At 65.6% G+C, this 17,827-nt stretch carries 10 protein-coding genes; 4 read left to right on the forward strand and 6 right to left on the reverse strand.

Annotated features, from left to right (window positions below):
• Both ACFHNC_RS23930 and ACFHNC_RS23935 read left to right on the forward strand, forming a co-directional pair.
• Nucleotides 1-489: hypothetical protein (locus ACFHNC_RS23930; protein WP_437171754.1), on the forward strand; the 489-nt coding region annotated here is incomplete at its 5' end.
• Nucleotides 490-1,324: 835 nt separating this feature from the next.
• Complete coding sequence (locus ACFHNC_RS23935) at nt 1,325-2,974, forward strand: hypothetical protein (protein WP_437171755.1); 1,650 nt, start codon at nt 1,325-1,327, stop codon at nt 2,972-2,974.
• Between the two features lie 181 nt (nt 2,975-3,155).
• Here the strand turns inward: ACFHNC_RS23935 and ACFHNC_RS23940 are convergent, their stop codons facing one another.
• The 5 genes from ACFHNC_RS23940 to ACFHNC_RS23960 form a co-directional block, all read right to left on the reverse strand.
• Entirely contained in the window at nt 3,156-8,396 is a 5,241-nt protein-coding gene (locus ACFHNC_RS23940; RefSeq protein ID WP_437171756.1) for a DUF6603 domain-containing protein, read from the reverse strand.
• A 77-nt stretch (nt 8,397-8,473) separates the two neighbouring features.
• A complete protein-coding gene (locus tag ACFHNC_RS23945) occupies nt 8,474-9,226 on the reverse strand; it encodes a hypothetical protein (protein WP_437171757.1) in 753 nt (250 codons plus the stop codon).
• Complete coding sequence (locus tag ACFHNC_RS23950) at nt 9,223-10,944, reverse strand: hypothetical protein (RefSeq protein ID WP_437171758.1); 1,722 nt, start codon at nt 10,942-10,944, stop codon at nt 9,223-9,225. The genes ACFHNC_RS23945 and ACFHNC_RS23950 overlap by 4 nt, the downstream gene beginning before the upstream one ends.
• Nucleotides 10,941-14,573, reverse strand: coding sequence for a hypothetical protein (locus ACFHNC_RS23955; protein WP_437171759.1), 3,633 nt, complete (start codon nt 14,571-14,573; stop codon nt 10,941-10,943). The genes ACFHNC_RS23950 and ACFHNC_RS23955 overlap by 4 nt, the downstream gene beginning before the upstream one ends.
• 212 nt (nt 14,574-14,785) lie before the next feature.
• On the reverse strand, nt 14,786-15,592 hold the full coding sequence (locus ACFHNC_RS23960) for an N-acetylmuramidase family protein (RefSeq protein WP_437171760.1): 807 nt from the start codon (nt 15,590-15,592) through the stop codon (nt 14,786-14,788).
• Nucleotides 15,593-15,911: 319 nt separating this feature from the next.
• On the opposite strand from ACFHNC_RS23960, the gene ACFHNC_RS23965 reads away from it, so the two are divergent.
• Nucleotides 15,912-16,550: a helix-turn-helix domain-containing protein gene (locus ACFHNC_RS23965; protein WP_437171761.1), complete on the forward strand. Its 639-nt coding sequence runs from the start codon at nt 15,912-15,914 to the stop codon at nt 16,548-16,550.
• Between the two features lie 70 nt (nt 16,551-16,620).
• Here the strand turns inward: ACFHNC_RS23965 and ACFHNC_RS23970 are convergent, their stop codons facing one another.
• Entirely contained in the window at nt 16,621-17,427 is an 807-nt protein-coding gene (locus ACFHNC_RS23970; RefSeq protein WP_437171762.1) for an IS5 family transposase, read from the reverse strand.
• A 111-nt stretch (nt 17,428-17,538) separates the two neighbouring features.
• Between ACFHNC_RS23970 and ACFHNC_RS23975 the strand changes: the two genes are divergently transcribed.
• Nucleotides 17,539-17,827 (forward strand): immunity 53 family protein (locus tag ACFHNC_RS23975; RefSeq protein ID WP_437171763.1); only part of this gene is annotated, 289 nt, incomplete at its 3' end.

The raw sequence follows: 17,827 nt of genomic DNA on the forward strand, positions 1-17,827 counted from the left end.
GCCGATCTCGCTGTCACCTTCAACTTGAAGCCGGGGCTGAACTTCTACAGCCTGCAATTTGCCTTCGAGCTGTTCATGACCTTCATGCAGCGGGAGGTGGACGGTCGCCGGTGGTCGAGAATGCCGGCGGGCGACCGACCAACGGCAATTGGCCTGGTTCAGAAGCCGATCACCAACCCACATGTCCACGCGTCGTTCTACGCGCCGCAGCGCTACATCGACTTCCTGATGAGCCCGGCGGCGCAGGTCTTCTGGAAAAGCTGCCATCCACGATGCGGCCAGCTGGACGCCGGTGCGGGCAGTGACGCGCGGCGGTGGATCGCGCTTCAACTTCGAAAAGCGTCGGGTGTAGCCGGCCAGAATAGCATGGTCGTCTACCTGCCGGAGGTTCTCCTGCGGGAGCCGGCGCCGAACACCGGCCAGCGACCGGAGCTGGCGCCGAAACTCGTGTCATTCCGTGCTCGCGGTGTGGCGCTGGCAAGCTGCTGATCGCCAGGCAGGTCCGGCGAACGGGCCGCGCCGATGCGCAGGTGCGATGCCGGCGGAAGTGCAGGCCTTGCCGATATGGCGTTCCAGAAGGGTGCCATAGGTCTCGCGCCAATCCTCCCGGGGGGGACCAGGCGACCAAGCCTTCAAGGTCGTGACGTGCGGGCAAGGGCGATGATCCTGGAACGGGATGGACCGTTGCCACGGTGGCCCGCCGGGCACCCGGCGCGCAAGCCACAGAACGCGCTCTAAAGGGCCCCGGGGCCGCCTCATCCCGCATGGAGCGTGCCATGCCGCCAAGGGCCAGCCCATCGACCTGTGGTCCACGATGCTGACCCCTAATCGCGCAAGGCGACCACCACGGACGGCTGCGCCAGCACTCCCGGTAAAGAGCTGGCAGGCGACGCCCGGTGCCCGCCTATCCCCAAACGAGGCAAGCAACCATGTCAACCCAGAAGCAGCTTCAATCTCGGGCAGCGCCGTCGCCGGCGCCTTCGTATCTCCTTCTCCGGCGGGGCAGGCGCTTCGACTTGGGCGAGCCACCCCTGCGCTGGCCCCGGGGTGGCGGTTCGGATTCTCTCCACCTCTCCGGTGCCGTCGTCCATGGGCGCCTTGCTGTTCTCGAAACGAGCGCGGCGCGCAGTCTCGCCTTGACAGGATGTCGAGGCAGGGCGGAGCATTTTGGGAACGATAGCCTCGTGCCGCCGACCCGACCGGCAGGGGCGTCACAGGACCGTTGTCCGAACAGCCCCACGACATGGGGGGGCAGCCCGTGCCCTGAATGGCCGAACCAGGCTTGGCGCTCTGCCACAGCCTGAACCTTGCGAGGAGTGGTTCGATGAGCCCGCCGAGAGCCAAGAGAATATTTAACAGCGACAGACCAAATGTTGTTGAATTTCTCGGATGGCCGGATACACTTCATATTGAAACACTTCTTGATGAAACAATACGTGCAGATTTCGTGTTTGAGGCCTTCGAACACGCGGGCAAGGATTTGTGGTTGACGCGACACAATTATAGAAAAGAAAACGGCGAAAGGGTTCAACCAGATGAGTGGCCCCTCATCGAGACAGTCTCCAATATTTTGCCGCCTAAATGTAAGGATCTTCCCGAATCAATAAAAGCAATGTTCCAGCAGGAAGGCATGAAGGGCAAGAAGTTGCCCCCGCCGTGGAAGATCGCGGAACCTCTTGCCGGTGTTCAGCGGGGCCACGCCAAAACGGAGCGGATCAGGGCGACAGCCCTTCAGGACCGAAGGGACAACGCCCGCCTGCTGAGAGAAAATGGACGACAAGCCCCTTCCTTGACGCGTATCGGCGAACGTCAGCGGCCCAACGACTTCGAATTGATGGCGCCATTCGTCGACATGGATGAGCATCTGAAATTCTATCCACCGCAACAGCGCCTGTCCGGACGCGAGATGCCGACACGCCAATACAATGACGATGCCATCGCCAGCATGCAGGATTGGAAATTCCACAAGACGATCGATCGCGTTAATGCCGTGACATTCCGCCTTGATAAACGCCCGCCGGCGGAGGTCATCTCGATAAAGGGAGGCTTTCAGCCCCCTGTCACGCGCAAGGACCCTGGCTACGACGACAAGATAGCTAAAGAATTCGTAGCCTACATGAAGTCAAGACACAACACAGAAATCGATAAAGAAAAAATTTTACAAATGATTGCTCAATACAAAGATGAAAAACGGCAACATGCAGAAGAAATTGTCAAAGCAAAAGATGATTTTTTTAAACTATTCAACGCACTTAAGAAAATCAAAACGGAGGCTTATTTAGAATTCAATCGCAAGAAACCATACGAAGATAGGGAACGTCTAGATATCGTCGAAAAACGGGCCGAGATGGATGCGGCGGACGAAGCCAGGACGCAGATAACGAATAAGCAGGACGTCAAATTCAAATTCTTCAAGGAGGCTACGAAGCGGCGCCTGGTGCTTGCAGGAAAATCGAAAGCGGAGGCCGAACTGGTCGCGGATCGGATCGCCAGAAGAGAAGCCTACTACAGTATCGATTTTATATCCAGTCGTGACTTTGAACTCCTCGATGTATATTTGACCTGGATGTCAAGTCTTGACAAGGAAGCGTCGCATCTCGGCCGGATGGTCGAGAATCAGTTTCGGAAGGGTTGGATCTCAACCGCCTACTGCCTCGACAAGTCGTTCTACTATGCACTCCAGGAACCTGACCCGATGGGCCACTGGATTTACGTGGTTCTCGTCCCTTCAGGTTTCGTCGTGCCCTATGCGGAAGAGCTTGATATGATAACCTGGGGCACGCCGGAAACGGAAGTCGCGCATTTCGGGGAACTGCACTGGGACCGCGTGGTCGGGTTTGCCCATCTTCTTGATGGCCGGATCGATTCCCCCATCTTTTTTCAAAAGAGGTTTCGCGAGAAAGAGGAGGCCGCCTTTGAGGCAATGCATCTAGCCTTGAGCGGCCATCTCCCCGGGCAAAAACTGCTTAAGTAGCAAATGGCGGCGCCACTCCGCGTCGCGCGGGCCGGGCGCCGCGACCGGCTTGCGAGGCGATTTCCAGGCCTGGGCAGGAAGGTGGCGCGGCCGATGGTGTTTCGATCGGCGAGCCGCTTGGCGAAGCCCGGGCGACAAAGACCCGCCAGACCGACCCAATCCGGGTCTTGTCAGACAGGCCTCAGATCGCAAACGCAACCTCCTCCTGCTTCGCGAGATCGAACCAGGGCCGAAGGTCCACCGAGCTCGTTGGCTGCGTCAGCCAATCCGCGGGGACGGACTCGCCCGGCTTGCCCTGGTCGCTCGCCTCGAAATGCAGCGTCTCCGGCAGCAGTCGGAAGCTGACCGTCCTGATCGCCCCCTGGAAGAGAACCAGCAGGATGTTCTTCGAACAGCGCCGGGAAACCAGCGGCGCGACCTGCCCGTCGGCCACGACGCTCATTGCCGGCCAGCCTGATACGAGCTGGGACCGCAGCACGATGCCCGTCAGCCGCGGCAGCGCGCCGAAGGGCCGCTCTCCCTCCCCGACAGGGCCGCCCCCGGCGCGCAGCGCATGCTTGAACCCGGGCAGTTCGGCCCCCGGCGTCTCACCCAGGCGCCAAGCCCCGCCGACGCCGAGCGCGCCCACGAGCAGGTTGGTGAGCCACCTCTCATCCAGCGCGAAGGAGAGCAGCGATTCCTTCGGCAACTGGCGCTCGTCCGGCAGCAGGTAGCGGAACGGAACCCCCTCGAGCTTCAGCAGCCCCTCGGTCCAGGCCGCGAGCTCGGGCGTCAGCAGCCGGCCCAGCCCGGCCGGCAGCAGCCGCCCGGCCGGCGCAGCGCCGGTCGTGGCCGCCGGCGGCCTGCGCACATGCAGGTATGCCGCCGCCCGCACCTGGCCCTCGTGCCGCTCGGCGTGCGCGAGGCTGCGCTTCAGCCGCAGGAGCCCGACGGAGACCGACTTGTTCTCCAGGGCGAGCAGCCGGCCGAGTTCCAGGGCGGCGACATGCGAGATGTCAGTCCTGCCCGACGTGGCGATGCGCCCGGCGGACCGCCCGCCCGCCTGGCCCGACATCGGTACCAGCGGGCCACGGTAATCGGCCACCCCGCGTTGGCCGTCCGGCAATGCATGGCCCAGACGTTCGGTCGTGCCGAGGATGCACGCCTTGGCGAGGTTCTCGACCAGGGACCTGAAGCCCGCCCCGCCGGCGAGGCAGGAGAAACTCCAGCTCCAAAGGCTGATCAAGTGGCGTTTCGCCCCGTCCACCTTGACGTCCCGCAGCGAGACGAGGTGCGCGGTGCTCAGCTTGCCGGCAGTAGGCGCGCGCTTGGCGACCACGACCGCGCGCTCGGCATCGCGTGCCACACGCACATGACAGAGCTTCTTCAGTTCGGCTGCGGTCGGGATCTCCGTCGCCTCCACGGTGATCCGCGACGGCCCCTTTGGCCCTTCCGGCACCGCCTTCATCTCGCCGTCGAAGACGAGCAGGGCGAGCCAGGGCGTGTTCTTGTCCGCGTCCTTCATCTCCTGCTCCCAGGGCAGGGTGCTGCGCTCCAGGATGATCTGCGGCAGGCTGGTCGCGTGATCGCCCAGGCTTCCCTGCGGCGGGAAGACGCTGTGCACGACGGACGCCGGCAGGCTGGTCTTGTCCCCGGCCACCTCGAAGCACAGCGACGCCTTCGCTTCGAGCGGCTTGGAGCAGGCGGTGCCGTGTCCGGCGGCGGCCGAGGTCGCGTGCAGTGTCTGCGCCACGACGATGTCGTAGATCCCATCGCGCAACGCCGGCCGGTGGCGCTCAAAAACTTTGGTCCCGTTCCAGATGTTGTCCTTACCGGTATCCGGGACACCGTTCGGAACGATCTCGACCCCGGCGAGCGCCTCGATCAGCTTCTCCTCCGACGCCTTGGCAGGCAGCCTAGTCTTGGCCGTCTTCGGCTCGCCCCAGAGCGCCGCCGGAAAACCCTTGGTGCGCTGGCGGTAGCTTAGGTCGTGCGGCTTCCAGAGCGCATAGCCCCGCTTCGTGATGGTGATCGTCGTCTCGGAGGTGACGTCGTCGTGCCCGGCGGCCATCGGCCTGATCCCGAAGCGGGCCGGCGTATCGCCCGTCCGATCCTCCTGATCGCGCGTCATGTCCGTGACCACGATGAGCTTCGACGGGACCACGTTGTCCACGATCAGCCTGAGCGTCTTCGGATTGACGACCCAGACCTTCCCGTCTTCGGCGGTGCGCGAGAGCCCGCCCGCGACCGACACGGCGCAGAGCTTGTCCACCGCCGGCAGCAGGGCGCTGAAGCCGCCGCCCCCCTTGCCCTCCCCGTCATCGAACAGGCGCACCGGCGGCGCTTCCGCAGTCGCGCTGCCGAAGGCCACGTCGAAGGAAAAGAGCACCAGGTTCACCCGCGCGCGGCCTGAGAAGGGCGGGCCCCAGACCGTCAGATCCGCCCCGACCTCGACCGTGATGTGGCGTGTGCCGGCGAATTCGAAGGTGTAGGAGGCGCCGAGCTCGACATAGGCCTCGCCCTTGTAGTGCAGCGGCTTCCATTCGAAGAGGCAGTCGATGCCCGCCTTGAACCAGGCTTTGTAGGGATTCTGCTCCCAGACCATCTCCAGATGGCCGCCCAGCATCGCGGCGGAGGAGGTGAGCGCGTAATAGGCATCGCCCTTGATGGTGAGCGGCGTGTCCTTCACCTCCCAGGCAACGGCAAGGCGCGGGACCCTCGGGAAGTGCGGGCGGTTCGCCAAGTCGAAGGCCGGGTGATAGCCGCCCGCCGTGATCACGAACTCCCCTTCGTGCTCGCCCTTGAACCAGGAATAGAAGGCGAAGCCGCCCGACAAGTGGCAGTCGTGCGCGAAGACGAAGGAGCCCGGCGACAGCTGCGCCCGCAGCGCCAGCAGCCCCTCCTCCGGGCGGAAGGAGGCCAGCCAGGCCATCTCGACCACCGCGACCGCCTCGTCGCGCGTCGCACCCGCCGGCATGATGAGGGTGGAGCGCCCGATCAGATCGATCGCCACCTCCTTGCCGAAGGACGCCGTCAGCAGGGCGCGCGAGGTGATGGTCTTGAAGCTATCGAACTTGAGGCCGACGCCGAGGAAGACCGCGCCGAGTTCCGCCGGAATGTACTCGCGCAACGCTTTGCTCGCCGCCCGCAGCCCTTCGTCCGAACGCGCGTCGCCCTGGCCGACGTTGTCGGCGAGCAGCGGGAAGCTGGCGAGCTTCTCGATCGGCGGAAGCTTGAACGCGCGGTTGTAGCCGAAGGCCGCGGCAAGGCCGGTGACGAAGAAGAAGGCGGGACCGCCGATCGGGTAATCGAGTGCGGCATAGAGGAAGAGGGAGGGATGGCCCCCGACGGTGCCCCCGACGGTCTGATAGGCGCCGATGGCGTCGATCGTCAGCAGCCCTGCCTTCACGATGGCGGTGCCGACATACTCGTCGTAGGCGTCCTTGCCGACGCCCCCCCTTTGGTGCACCAGCGATCCACCGATCTCCAAGCCCGGGGCGCGGAAGTCGATCGCCATGCCGTCGAGGGTGGGCGTGACATCGCTCGGATCGGCAATCTTCACCTTGGCGCCGAAGCCTTGGAGGGCGAGCGTCAGCCCGGCTGCCGTGAGATGGGCGTCGAGCAGGAGATGCAGATACCCGTCGTCGAAACGGAGCCCGAGGCGTTCGAGGGCAAGCGGACCGTAGGACTTCTGGGCCGCCATCCAGCTCACGTTATCGACGCTGGTCACCTCGGGCGGCGGCGGGCCGGTGTCGATGCCGGGGGCGTGCTCCATCCGGCCATCGCTCATACGCACGGGCAGGCCGAGCTTGATCTCCTCCATGGCGAGCGACACGCGCGTCGTGACCGAGAATCCCGCAGTTGCGGGCAAGGGGCTCGGCAGCGTCAAGCTGCCGCCCTGGACCAGCTTCTCGAGGCCGGTCGAGCCGATGCCGCCCGACGTGACCAGCGGCTGGAACAGCAGGCGAGCCCCCTGACCGGGGGGGAACGAGGCGCCGACCACCGGCAGGCCGCTGAGGTCGATGCCGGCCTCGACATCGGCGGCAAGGAGCCAGACGGCGGGGGCACTGCCGCGGCTCTCATAGGCGAAGAACGCTTCCTTGACGTCGATGGCCACGTCGTTGCCGCGCGCGATGACCGTCCTGTTGCTTGCCTCCGTCTCGTCCAGAAACGTTGCGAGCAGATCGCCGAGCTTCACCTTGCGGGGCGTGGCGTCGGTGTAGCTCGCAAGTAGCGTCTTGTTCCCCGCCGTCTCGTCGAGCACGAGGTCGAACACCAGGGAGCCAAGCGTGACGGTGCCGTGGAAGCTCGTGCTGCTGCCCTCGACATAGATGTCGAGGGTGATGTCGAGCGCCCGGCCGACGTCGAGCGGCAGGACCATCTCGCAGCGGATGCCGAGGTTCCGGGTCGCGGTGCCGAAGGCTACCGAGAGGCCTTTGATCAGCGCGCCGCGCAAGGACGCGGGGCATTCGCCTTCGATGCCGAGCTGCTTCAGGACCGCGGGGACGAATTTCGCGACATCGAGCATTTCATCGGGCGCGAGGCCACCCTCGAACTGCCATCCGGAGACGGCCGGGTCGTACGTTGCCTCGACCTGCAGCTCGACCTGCAGAGGGTCGCTGCCCAGCCTGACGTCAGCGTGAAGCCTGGCCGAAGTGATGCCGCCCTCGCTCGCATAGAAAAGGAAGGCCGAGATACCCGTCAGGTGGAACCCCCGAAGGATCTCCCAGTCCCCACCGGCATCAAGCGCGATGGAATAGTGGCCGCGCCAGGGGTCGGCGGTGAGGCGGACCTCCTCGAGGCTGAGGCCCTCCCCCACCTCCCCCAGCGCGTGCGGTCGCGTCACCGCCGAAAGCTTCGGTCGCGTGACGGCCGAAGGCTGCTGGCGTTCGCGCCGGAGCGTCGCCACGAACTGCGGGCCGGGCATCGTCGCGGACAGCCAGGCGCCGTCCAGAAACTCCCGGCTGCCGGGCCGCAGCCGCGGCATGATCTCGGGGTCGGACATCTCGAAGGAGGCCGTCAGCTCGAGGCTGCCGATGTGCATGACGCCGCGCGTCGCATGAAGTTCGACTGTTCGGTGGCCGCCGTTCGACCTGAACGTCAACTGTGGCTTCCATTCGGCCTCTATCCGCAGACTGGAGCCGTCGCCGGTCAGCTTCGCGAGGCTGACGGACAGGCTCAGGTCCAGGTTCACGGCGTCGCCGCTGCCGGAGAACTTCGCCTCGACCGCGAGGCTGGCGGAGTCGATGAGGGTCGTGCCGCTGACCGTGGCTTCGGTGGCGGAGGAGGCGCGGAGTTTTGTCGCGGTGATGGTCAGGCCGTCGGGGAAGTAGCCGCCGGCGGCGAAGAGCGGCTGGACGAAGGGCCAGGCCTGCGTCGTCTCCTTCGTCAGGAGCAGCGTGCCCGACGTGAGGTCGCCCAGCGCATCGACTATGCCCGTCATCGTCAGCCGACCTTACTTTCGAGTCATCGCGGGATATGGTTGTGATATCACTTCGTTACATGAGCAGAAACTGAGCCTCACTTTGGCGGAAACGCGTGAAACGCGATCTTCCTGGTGTAACGTGCCAAGACATTAAGTTCGTCGGTGCGGCCTAATTGGCGACCTGATCGCCACCATGAGGTGGAGGATGTTGGCAGATCTGCTGAGTCTCTGGCACCCTCAAATACGCGCCCACCATTTTCATTGGTACTGTATTTGATGTACGTCGAAAATCTTGCTGCTGTGATGTGAGCCGGCACCGATCCACTTGGGGGACCAATATCGACCTCTAGTCGATGTTCGTAAATCGGGACAGCGCCTTCAATCGTGGCGGCCAATGAAGCAGGGAAGGCCCAGAACGCACGGTTGGCGTCAGTAGATGTAAAGTCCGCAACGCCCCCCAGCCAGGCGTTCAGCCCATCATAATTCACGACGTATGAAGAGCGATCTGGTGCCAGCGCCTGGTCGCTCAATTCGTAAAAAACGGGCGTGGTTTGAAGGCCTTGCATGAGCCATGGCCAGGCTCTTTGAAGTTCGCTTGGAATTTCACCGCCAGCATATCTACGCTGGTAAATGGGAATGGTTCCTGGCGCGCTGGTCCGGCTTGCGGAGAATACTGCCCTGCCCTGGTCCTCCGATGCCTCTTCAACAGGCTTGCCGCGAGAATACTGATCATAGGCGTATCGCCATAAGCCATCAGGCGAATTTTCGAGCCGATATTCATAGATATTGATCAGCGATTGGGATGACATTTGTACGATATCCTTCTCCAGCCCTTCCTCGTTGATCAAGAAAGGTCACCGCTATCGCCAAGAAAAAGAACTGATACCGAACAAGTCGCCTCAATCATCCAGCGGACATTCGGGCCATCGCGGCCAAATGAGTGCGCCCAATCGCCGGCTTCGACGCTCATCTGGGCGAGCCTGCTGCGTACTTGGGTCAGGTCCTCGGTCGCCCCCGGAAAGATTGAGGTGGATATCTCCAGACTCTTCATCCCCTCCTGCACCGGAATATCGGTCACCGGGACAGCGCTCCCCGTGTCGGCTGCCGCCGTGAGTGTGTCGCCGCTGACGGTGACGGTCACCGGTATGGGCAAGGAGGTGAATGCGACGGGGCAATGTGAGGCCTGTGGGGCCTCGCTCGCGGCTGTAACGCGGACGGAAACGGATCCGCTTGCCAAATAAGATTTTGTTTGGGCAGGAAAAGGGAAAGTGAACGTCAGAGAATCGAGCGATGCGAGTGAGGTCGGCCAACCGTCGAATGCCTCGAACTCGTCGGCTGTATAGCGCTTGGCAACGGTCGCTACGGTTTTGGTGTCCCGAAGCGTGGAAGCCGTAAGCGTCACGCCGCCCAGAACGATCCCTTTATTGGCCTTCAGTGTCGCGTCGACGTCCAGCGGACCGGGCGCGGTGACGCGCCCGTCGATGTGCAGGTCCCCTCGCACATCCAGCGCCGCCCGCGGCCGGACTGTCCCGATGCCCACCCGCTGGCCTTTGACGACCATCGGCGACTTCTGCAGCGTCGCGACCAGTTCTCCGACCGACTGCTTGCCGGGGGAGCCCAAGTTGACCCAGCGGACATGCAGGCGTGACGGACCGTTCCGGTGCCTGGTCGCCAGACCCTCGATCATGATCTCTAGACCGCCCGCGGGGTGGAGCCAGAGGTCGCGGGCGGTGTGCTCCGGCAGGTGGATCTTCCACGCCACACGGTCGTCGAGCGCGGGCTGGCATTCCAGGGGGATCGTGGACTCATCCGCAACATCCTCCCGCAGATGCGCAGTCACGCTGCAGGCCTGAAGCGATGCCTTGCTCGCCAGCGCCCCGGGCAGGTTCTCCAGCCCGTCGGGAAGGGTCAGGTAGAGAGCGGCTTCATGGCCGATCAGGAGCGCTTCCACCGTGGTGTTCGTGAGCCTCAGGACGATCGCGCCGACATAGCTGCCGCCGTCGTTGAGCACCACGTTGCCGGTATCGCCCACGAAATGCGCCTCGAGCAGCGGGACGTCCTGCGCCCCCAGCGCCCCCCGCAACATCGCCGGCATCAGCACCAGCTGGTGGTGCCGCGGCTTGGCGGCGAACAGGTTGGTGTCCTCGCCCTGCAGCCGGATGTGGTCGTAGGTCAGTTCGATCCGGGTCGCCCGCGTGCCGTCGGCCATTTTGCCGCGCAGCCCGTCGAGCATGAGGTGCACTGTGTCGCCGGCCGCCCAGGTCATGTCGGCCTCGGCCTTCCTGCGCAGTTCGAGGACGACGTCCCCGTTTTTTTCGTCGCGCGTATCGAGGTGCCAGTGCTTGTGCCCGGCGTCGTCCAGGCGGATGCCCTTGTGATCGCGCAGCGCGCCGGACCTGAAGCGCAGCGTGAAGTGATGCTCCGCCGTCAGATGGTTCAGCACCAGCGGAACCGGCGCGTTGTTGTACAGCCGCAGCACCATGTCCTGCGGCCCGTCGAGGAACAGCACAGCCTCGTCATTGCTGTTGAGGAGACTGAAATCCAGCGGCAGGGCGTGATGCTTCATGATGGCCTCGGGGTCACGTCGGTGGATCCTGTGTCGGCGACATCGCTGGAAACGGGCTCCGGAGGCTCCACCTTCGTGAGCCGCATCCAGCCTTCCCGCGCGACGATGGGGCCGGAGAAGGCGCCGTCATCCTCGGCCGCGCCGACGTCGCCCGCGACAGCGGACCAGCCGCGATCGTCGCGCTCGATCCAGGACCAAGCGTAGCCGGGCTCGATCGGGAGCGGGAGGTCGAGCCGCCCGACCCTGGTCAGGATCGGACCGAGCGAACGGAACGAGACCTCGAGGCGCTTCAATTGGGCCGCATACATGCCTGGCGGGATGGTGATCGCCTTGGTCGGCAGGATGCCCGAGGTGGCATGCACCTCGGCCAGCGGATCGACCAGCATCGTCAGGGTCACAGGGTCGAGGGCTGAGGAGGGCGCCACAAAGATCGGGTCGATGTCGTCCGACTGCGGCCATTGGGCCTCGTCCCGCAGGCCCTTGGGCGTCTCGCGCCAATAGGCGACCAGCCCGTCGTTGGCGCGTTCGTGCGCGCCGAGGCGGACCGGGATCGTCACGTCCTCGAAGCGGTCCGTTTGTCGGGCGCCACTTTGGATATCCATGAAGAGCGCGCCCTCCCCCTGGTGGATCGCCGGCGGTCCCGCCAGCCCCAGGCTGAGCCCGGCCCGCACCACGGCCAGCGGTCGCCCCATCAGCACGGCCAGGTCCTCGTGGTGCGTGGCGGCTTCGGGATCGATGTTGTCCAGCGCCTTCTCGATCTTCTTCAGGATGCGCGCCCACCCGTCCGGCGAGCCGGCGTGTTGGACGAACCAGGTCGCCAGCCGCCGCAGATGCGGGTCTTCGATGTTCCAGACCTTCATGCCCGGGTCGTTGCCGGGGGCGGCCTGCCATCCGGCTTCCCATCCGCCCTGACTCTGGCCAGCGCTGCTGCCGCCCGAGATCACGCCCAAGGCGCGACCGGCGGCGTCGTGAACCAGCAGGCTCCGGTCGAGATTATCCAGGATCAGCCAGCCGCAGATCGGGCCCGCGGCCGGCGCCGGGCCCGCCGCCGGGAACCAGCGCAGGTTCACCCGCGCGAGCTGCACGAAACGCGGCGGCAGGACCACCGCGCCGTCGCCGCCCGGCCCCCGCAGCGGGCGCGCGATGGCCGCCGCCGCGCCCTCCACCCGCAGATCCTGGATCTGGCCGAAGGTATCCACCAGCCGGAGCCTCTTCACCTCCAGCCGGCCCGTGCGGATCGGCTCGAAATGGCCCGCATCATCCGGGGCGCTTCGGTTGAAGGAGAGCACGAGGTCGCGCACCCGCCGCGCCAGCGCCCGCTCGGAGGCGAAGCCGATCGGGTCGGCGACGGGAAGCTGGTAGCTTTGGTGCAGCCCCAGCAGCGCGTCGTTGAAGCCCGTCAGCGCCTGCGAGAGAAACTGCTTCCCCTCCATCTCGCCGAGGGCACAGAGCGCCGTGCAGACGAAATCCTCGCCCGGCTGGGCCTGGGCCGCGCGCCGCGCCGTCTCCATCGTCGCGCGATGGTCCTTGAGATGCTCGTGGGAGCAGGCGCAGTGCTCGACCACGCAGGCGGTCAGCGCCGCCTCATGCTGCTCCCTGGCATGCGGCGTCAGGATGGAGCAGCCGGTGAGGCGCCTTGACGTCGCATGGACCGGCGCGGCTTCCCCGGGGGTGAAGGCGACCGCGTTGACCGGCAGGCTGTAGCGACTCTTGATGTGGTCCGGCGGGTAGGCGCCGTGCTCATCGCGCGCGAACGGCGTCAGCTCGACCTCCCATTCCAAGAGGATGGGGTGCCAGGGCTGTTCCCAGGTGCAGAAGCCGATCCTGTCGGCGGGCGGGGCGCCGTCCGGGCCAAGCTTGCGCAGCCTGTCTACCGCGGCGCAAAGCACCGCCGGGTCCGGCACCCGGCCCGGCGAGAACAGCGCCGCCGTCGAGAGGTGGCAGAGCAGCGTGTCGTCCGGGTTTTCGCGCCCGTCCTGGCCGTGGCGTTCGGTGGGACGCACCGCCTCGCCGTGGATCAGCAACACCGGCTCCGTCGGGCGATAGAAGCGCGGCCCCGGACCCCGCCGCAGGACGAATTGCTGTGCCTTGCGCGCCTCGCGCTCCTTGTTGAGTTCGGCGACGCGCTTCGCGACCTCCTGCGTCGCCGTCTCGATCCCGGGCAGGACCGTGACGCGCAGGTCGCTGGCCAGGCGCTCCACGGCATCGGCCTGCTGTGCGACGAAGACGCCGAGCTCGTCGCCGTCGAAGGTCGCGTGGTCCTGCCAGGTGACGTCCGACGGGTAGACGACGTGCATGTACTTGCACCAATCGGCAAAGAGCTGGCCGCGCGCGGCCTCGAGGTCCTGTGCCTCGCGGTCATGACTGCGCTGGAGGTCGTTGAGGTGCGAGAGTAGTGACGCCAGTTCGGCATCGAGGGGTGCTGGTTCCTCATCCTGCGTCCCGGCCTCCGCCAGGCTGTTCTTGGGAGAATCCTGCAGCGTCACCGTCCAGATCCAGCCGCCGAAGGTCGCCACGAACCCCTTCTCGTGCCGCGCATCGGCGAGCCGGGCCGTTCGGTCGAGTTGCTTGGCCGACATCCGCGGGGCGAGCAGCATGGATTCGAGCTGATCCTCCAGCCTGTCGCGCCCCGCCGGGTCCGCCGGGTCGCTGATGCCGCGGGCGAGATGGGCCGAAAGCGCCTCGGTCGCGGTATTGCCGATAGCGAGTTCGACGGTCCCGGTGCGCGGCTTCGTCGCGCGCTTTCCGGGGATCGTCATGCTGACGAAGCAGATCGCCTCGGTCCCCGCGGGGATCGCCCCCGTGTCGGCGCGTTTCCAGCCGAACAGCAGTTCGATCGCGCGCGCGCGGGCGCGGTCGTCCGGCTCGCCCGCAAGCGCGCCGCGCAGCGGATCGCGATCTGGATCGCTGTACCAGCCAAAGACGTCATAGCGCGTATCGACGACCGGCACGCAGGGGTCGTGCAGGCCGAAGACGCTGTGGCAGTTCTGATAGACGGTCGCGAAGGTCGGATCGCCGTAGCCCATGGCCGTGAGCGGCCGCGCGAGATGGGCGCCGCCCGCGAGGTCGGCGGGATAGGCGCCGAGGTCGATCGGCCGGCCCATCCGGCGGAACGGCCGCGGCGCCGGATTCGCGGGGTCCGGCTCGGTCCAGGCGCTCGGGACACTCACCTTGTCGTCGGGCGCATGGTCGTCGGGCCAGAGGAAGTCGCTTTCCACCACCCAGGCCGCCTCGACCGGCCAATCGCCCGCTTTTTCGTGCCGGCGCACCACAAGCCAGCGGTTCGGCACAGCCGGGAAACCGCCCGACAGGCCGTCGCCCGGGGCCGAAGACCCCCGCCCCGGACCCGTCCGCATGGCGGCCTCTTCGCGCGACGGGTGCTGCGCGCGGGTCAGGCCATCTGGCAGCGCCCAGTGCAGGTGCACGCCGCTGTCCATGAGGAAGCTTCGGTCCTGGAAGGGCGGGGCGACGATCGACTTGCCCAGGTTCGGGACGTCGGGATTGACGTCGGCGCCCTTCCACACATGCGGCAGGCGAGAAAAATGCGCCGCGGGGCCGACCAGCAGATCCGGCTCGGTCAGCACAAGCGCGTCGAGGTGGACGGGGACAAGGAGGCTGGGCGCGGTCATCTTACCACTCCGCGAGAGCTATGCCCCGCAACGATCACGGCATTGCACTAGCGCGGTCTGGAGCGGCCCCGATGCGCGTCTCACGGCCCAGATCACAGTTTGCACCGTCACCCCGGCAGAAACGCAGCGCGCCTCTTGTCCCGCTGGAGAGATCCGAGCGTGCCCTGCTCACGCAATAGTCTCCCGTCACGCGAGTGGGCGCGCCCCGCGCGCTACCCATGGAAGGAGAGATCCTTCGCCGTATCCGAGGGAAGCCGCGCCAACAATTCGCCCAACAGCTTCTCGTCGGGGTCTTCGCCTTCGCCGAAGCGATTCGCGGCGCGAAAACGAGCAATGGCGCGTTTGGTTTGCGCGCCGGAATATCCATCCACCGGACCGGGCATGAACCCTTCATAGGAGAGCAGCAACTGAATGGACCGCACCGCGAGATCGGGCATCGGCTGTGACGCGAACCGCAACGCCTGTTGCTCCAGCTTCGCGTCATAGCGGTTCACTGCGTAGGCCGGGCCGTTGTATCCGCGGGCGAAATCGGCCCAGGCACACTGTTTCAAATGTTTGTCGAGGCCCCGGGCACGAATGAAGCGCGCCATCCCGATGAGTTGCGAATTCTCACTTCGGCAGAACTGGCTCACCATCGCTTCCGCCTCGATGCAGCCCGCAAGCGCGGCGTTGTAGCCCATGACTTGGCCCAGCCCCCAGGAAGCGCTTTCGATCGCGGCCTTGCGGTTCTGCTGGATGGCAATCCCGAGGCGATCATGCTGGTGCTTGCCAGCCGGGCCATAGCCTCCCGGTGACCCACTGATATCGGGGTGGGAGACATCGAAGCGTCCGGCGGTGCGGCGGCGAAATTCGTGCCGCTCAAATAGCACGACAGGCCGTCGGTCCTGCATGAAGCCGCATCCCGCGGTCTCGACCGTTACGACCGCCCAGAGCACGGTGGCGGGTATGCCAAGCAGCTCCGCAGCCTCGGCAACGCCTTGCGAGTCCAGCGGTTCACCCCGGCCTACGAACTTCGTCATGTCCGTTTCACTATCGCGAGGCAGTTCTGGGCTGGACCCGCATGCTACAATGCCAACGGCCAGCGGAGCGGGTTGCGCAGCAAGCGCTGTGAAGCGGCAAGAGATCGGCTCTTTGTTGTGTGCTGGCCGTCATGAAGCTTTTTCGATGTACAATTACGTTGCTGATGGCGAACTCTACGGCATCTAGATGTCAACGCAAGGTGAAACGAGGGTGGAGCGCTCCCCATTTCGACCGGACAGTCGGCGTAACCGCGAGGGCCAAGTGGAGTGCCCCATTCAGAGGCGCCCCTGAGCCGGTAGGCTGGTTCAAGTTCCTGGAATGAGAGCAGGCATCGTCGTCTCGGTCATGCCTCGAGATCGCTTTCGCCTCGAAGCGATCGTCGCGCACTGCAAAACCCGGCAGAAACACGCTGCCCGCGCGCGAGTGATCGTCGCCACCGCCGACGGACGCGGGACGACCGAGGTCTTGCGCCGCTCCGGCCTGTCCAAGCCACTGGTCTTGCGGTGGCAGGAACGCTTCATGCTGGCGGGTGTCGATGGCCTGCATCGCGACAAAACGCCCAAGCCCGGCAAGCCGCCGCTGCCTGCTGCGACCGTCCAGCGCTTGTTCGACCTGACGCTGACCGAGCCGCCCGATGAGACCACGCACTGGAGCGTGCGCGCGATGGCTAAGGCAGCCGGCATCGGCGCCGTCAGCGAGCAACGCATCTGGCAGGCCAACGGCCTCGATCGCCGGGCGGCCCGAGAAGAACTCGACCCGGTTCCGCCAGCGGCTGTCGGGCGTATACTCCTCCAACGTGCGGCTCTTTCATCCGCTACCTCCTGCCGGTCTCCCGGCGCACAGAGAAGGTTGGAACCCGGTTCCCACCGCTGCTCCAATTTCCCCCGCAAATTCAATACCTTGAAGCTGATAGCGCGGGGCCGCCTTGTGGAGCATTTGTTCCTGGGGGCCGGATAGGGTGCCGTTTTCGCGTGGCTGTAGGCGGTTTTGGGCGAACTTCGGCGAACAGTCGGTTATGAGGTGACCCTCAGAGCCCGTCTCGAATCTTATGTGGAACGGCCGAGGCGGCGTAGAGGAAGGCCTGTGCGGAGGCGATGGTCGCCTCGAAGTCCTTCGCCAGCCGCCGGTTGCGGCCGATCCAGCCGAAGAAGCGCTCGACCACCCAGCGACGGGCGTGGACGGAGAATCCGATCTGTCCCTTGGGCTTCCTGACGATCTCGATGCGGATGGGAGAGGCATGGGCGACGCGCTCGCCCGCGTAGCCCGCATCGGCGTAGGCGAGTTCGACGAAGGCCCAGCGGGGGCGTGAGGCGCGAAGCAGAAGCGGCGCGCCATCACGGTCCTGCACAGAGGCGGGATGAGCGTGCAGGATGAGCGCGCGACCGTCCGTGTCCACCATGGCGTGCCGCTTTCTGCCCATCACCTTCTTGCCCGCGTCGTAGCCGCGCGGCCCGCCGGCCTCCGTCGTCTTCGTGCTCTGGCTGTCGATTACCGAGGCCGTCGGGCTCGCCTCGCGCCCGGCGCGCTCCCGATCCGCCATGACGAGGGCGTGGTTCAGCGCCTCCAGCACGCCGCCGTCCCGGAACTGTGCGAACCAGCGATACACGGTCCGCCACGGCGGGAAGCTGTCGGGCAGCAGCCGCCACGCGCAGCCCGCCCGCAGCACGTAGAAGATCGCATTCACGATCTCCCGCTCGGGCCACGCGCGCCGTCGTCCGCGGGATCGGGGCGGCGGAAGCAGACGCTCCAGCACCCGCCACTCGCCGTCGGTCAGGTCGCTCGCATAACGTAGGCCCGCGCGGCTATGCTGCCGCCGGGTGGCCGGATCCCACATCGTGTCGTTCGTCCAAGGTGTTGCAACCCGGTCGAATCACGACGCGCCCCGGCCATCCAGCCCGTCTCTCAGGATTACCCGGGCCGGTTCAGCGCATTGAAAGGGAGCAGCGTGACGGCCCTGAATCGGCTGCAGGAGTGGTTCCGGTCAGAATGCGACGGCGACTGGGAGCATCAATGCGGTCTCCGGGTTGAGACGCTCGACAACCCCGGCTGGTCGCTCACGCTGCGGCTTGGCGGAACAAAGCTGGAGGGCCTCGCAGTCGAACCGGTGGCCCGGGATGGCGGGGCCGAGGACTGGCTCTATCGGTCCGAGCAGGATGGCGAGCTCAACATCACCTGCGGCCCGGGCCAACTTGTGGAGGCCGTCGAGTTGTTCCTCGACACCGTCCAGCAGCGTC

This window comes from Falsiroseomonas sp. E2-1-a4 (assembly GCF_051433165.1).
In the GTDB taxonomy this organism is placed as follows: domain Bacteria; phylum Pseudomonadota; class Alphaproteobacteria; order Acetobacterales; family Acetobacteraceae; genus Falsiroseomonas.

Excerpts from the sequence above, each read along its gene's own strand:
- ACFHNC_RS23935 (WP_437171755.1), top strand. The coding sequence starts at position 1,325 with ATGAGCCCGCCGAGAGCCAAGAGAATATTTAACAGCGACAGACCAAAT.
- ACFHNC_RS23940 (WP_437171756.1), bottom strand. The coding sequence starts at position 8,396 with ATGACGGGCATAGTCGATGCGCTGGGCGACCTCACGTCGGGCACGCTG.
- ACFHNC_RS23950 (WP_437171758.1), bottom strand. The coding sequence starts at position 10,944 with ATGAAGCATCACGCCCTGCCGCTGGATTTCAGTCTCCTCAACAGCAAT.
- ACFHNC_RS23955 (WP_437171759.1), bottom strand. The coding sequence starts at position 14,573 with ATGACCGCGCCCAGCCTCCTTGTCCCCGTCCACCTCGACGCGCTTGTG.
- ACFHNC_RS23960 (WP_437171760.1), bottom strand. The coding sequence starts at position 15,592 with ATGACGAAGTTCGTAGGCCGGGGTGAACCGCTGGACTCGCAAGGCGTT.
- ACFHNC_RS23965 (WP_437171761.1), top strand. The coding sequence starts at position 15,912 with ATGAGAGCAGGCATCGTCGTCTCGGTCATGCCTCGAGATCGCTTTCGC.
- ACFHNC_RS23970 (WP_437171762.1), bottom strand. The coding sequence starts at position 17,427 with ATGTGGGATCCGGCCACCCGGCGGCAGCATAGCCGCGCGGGCCTACGT.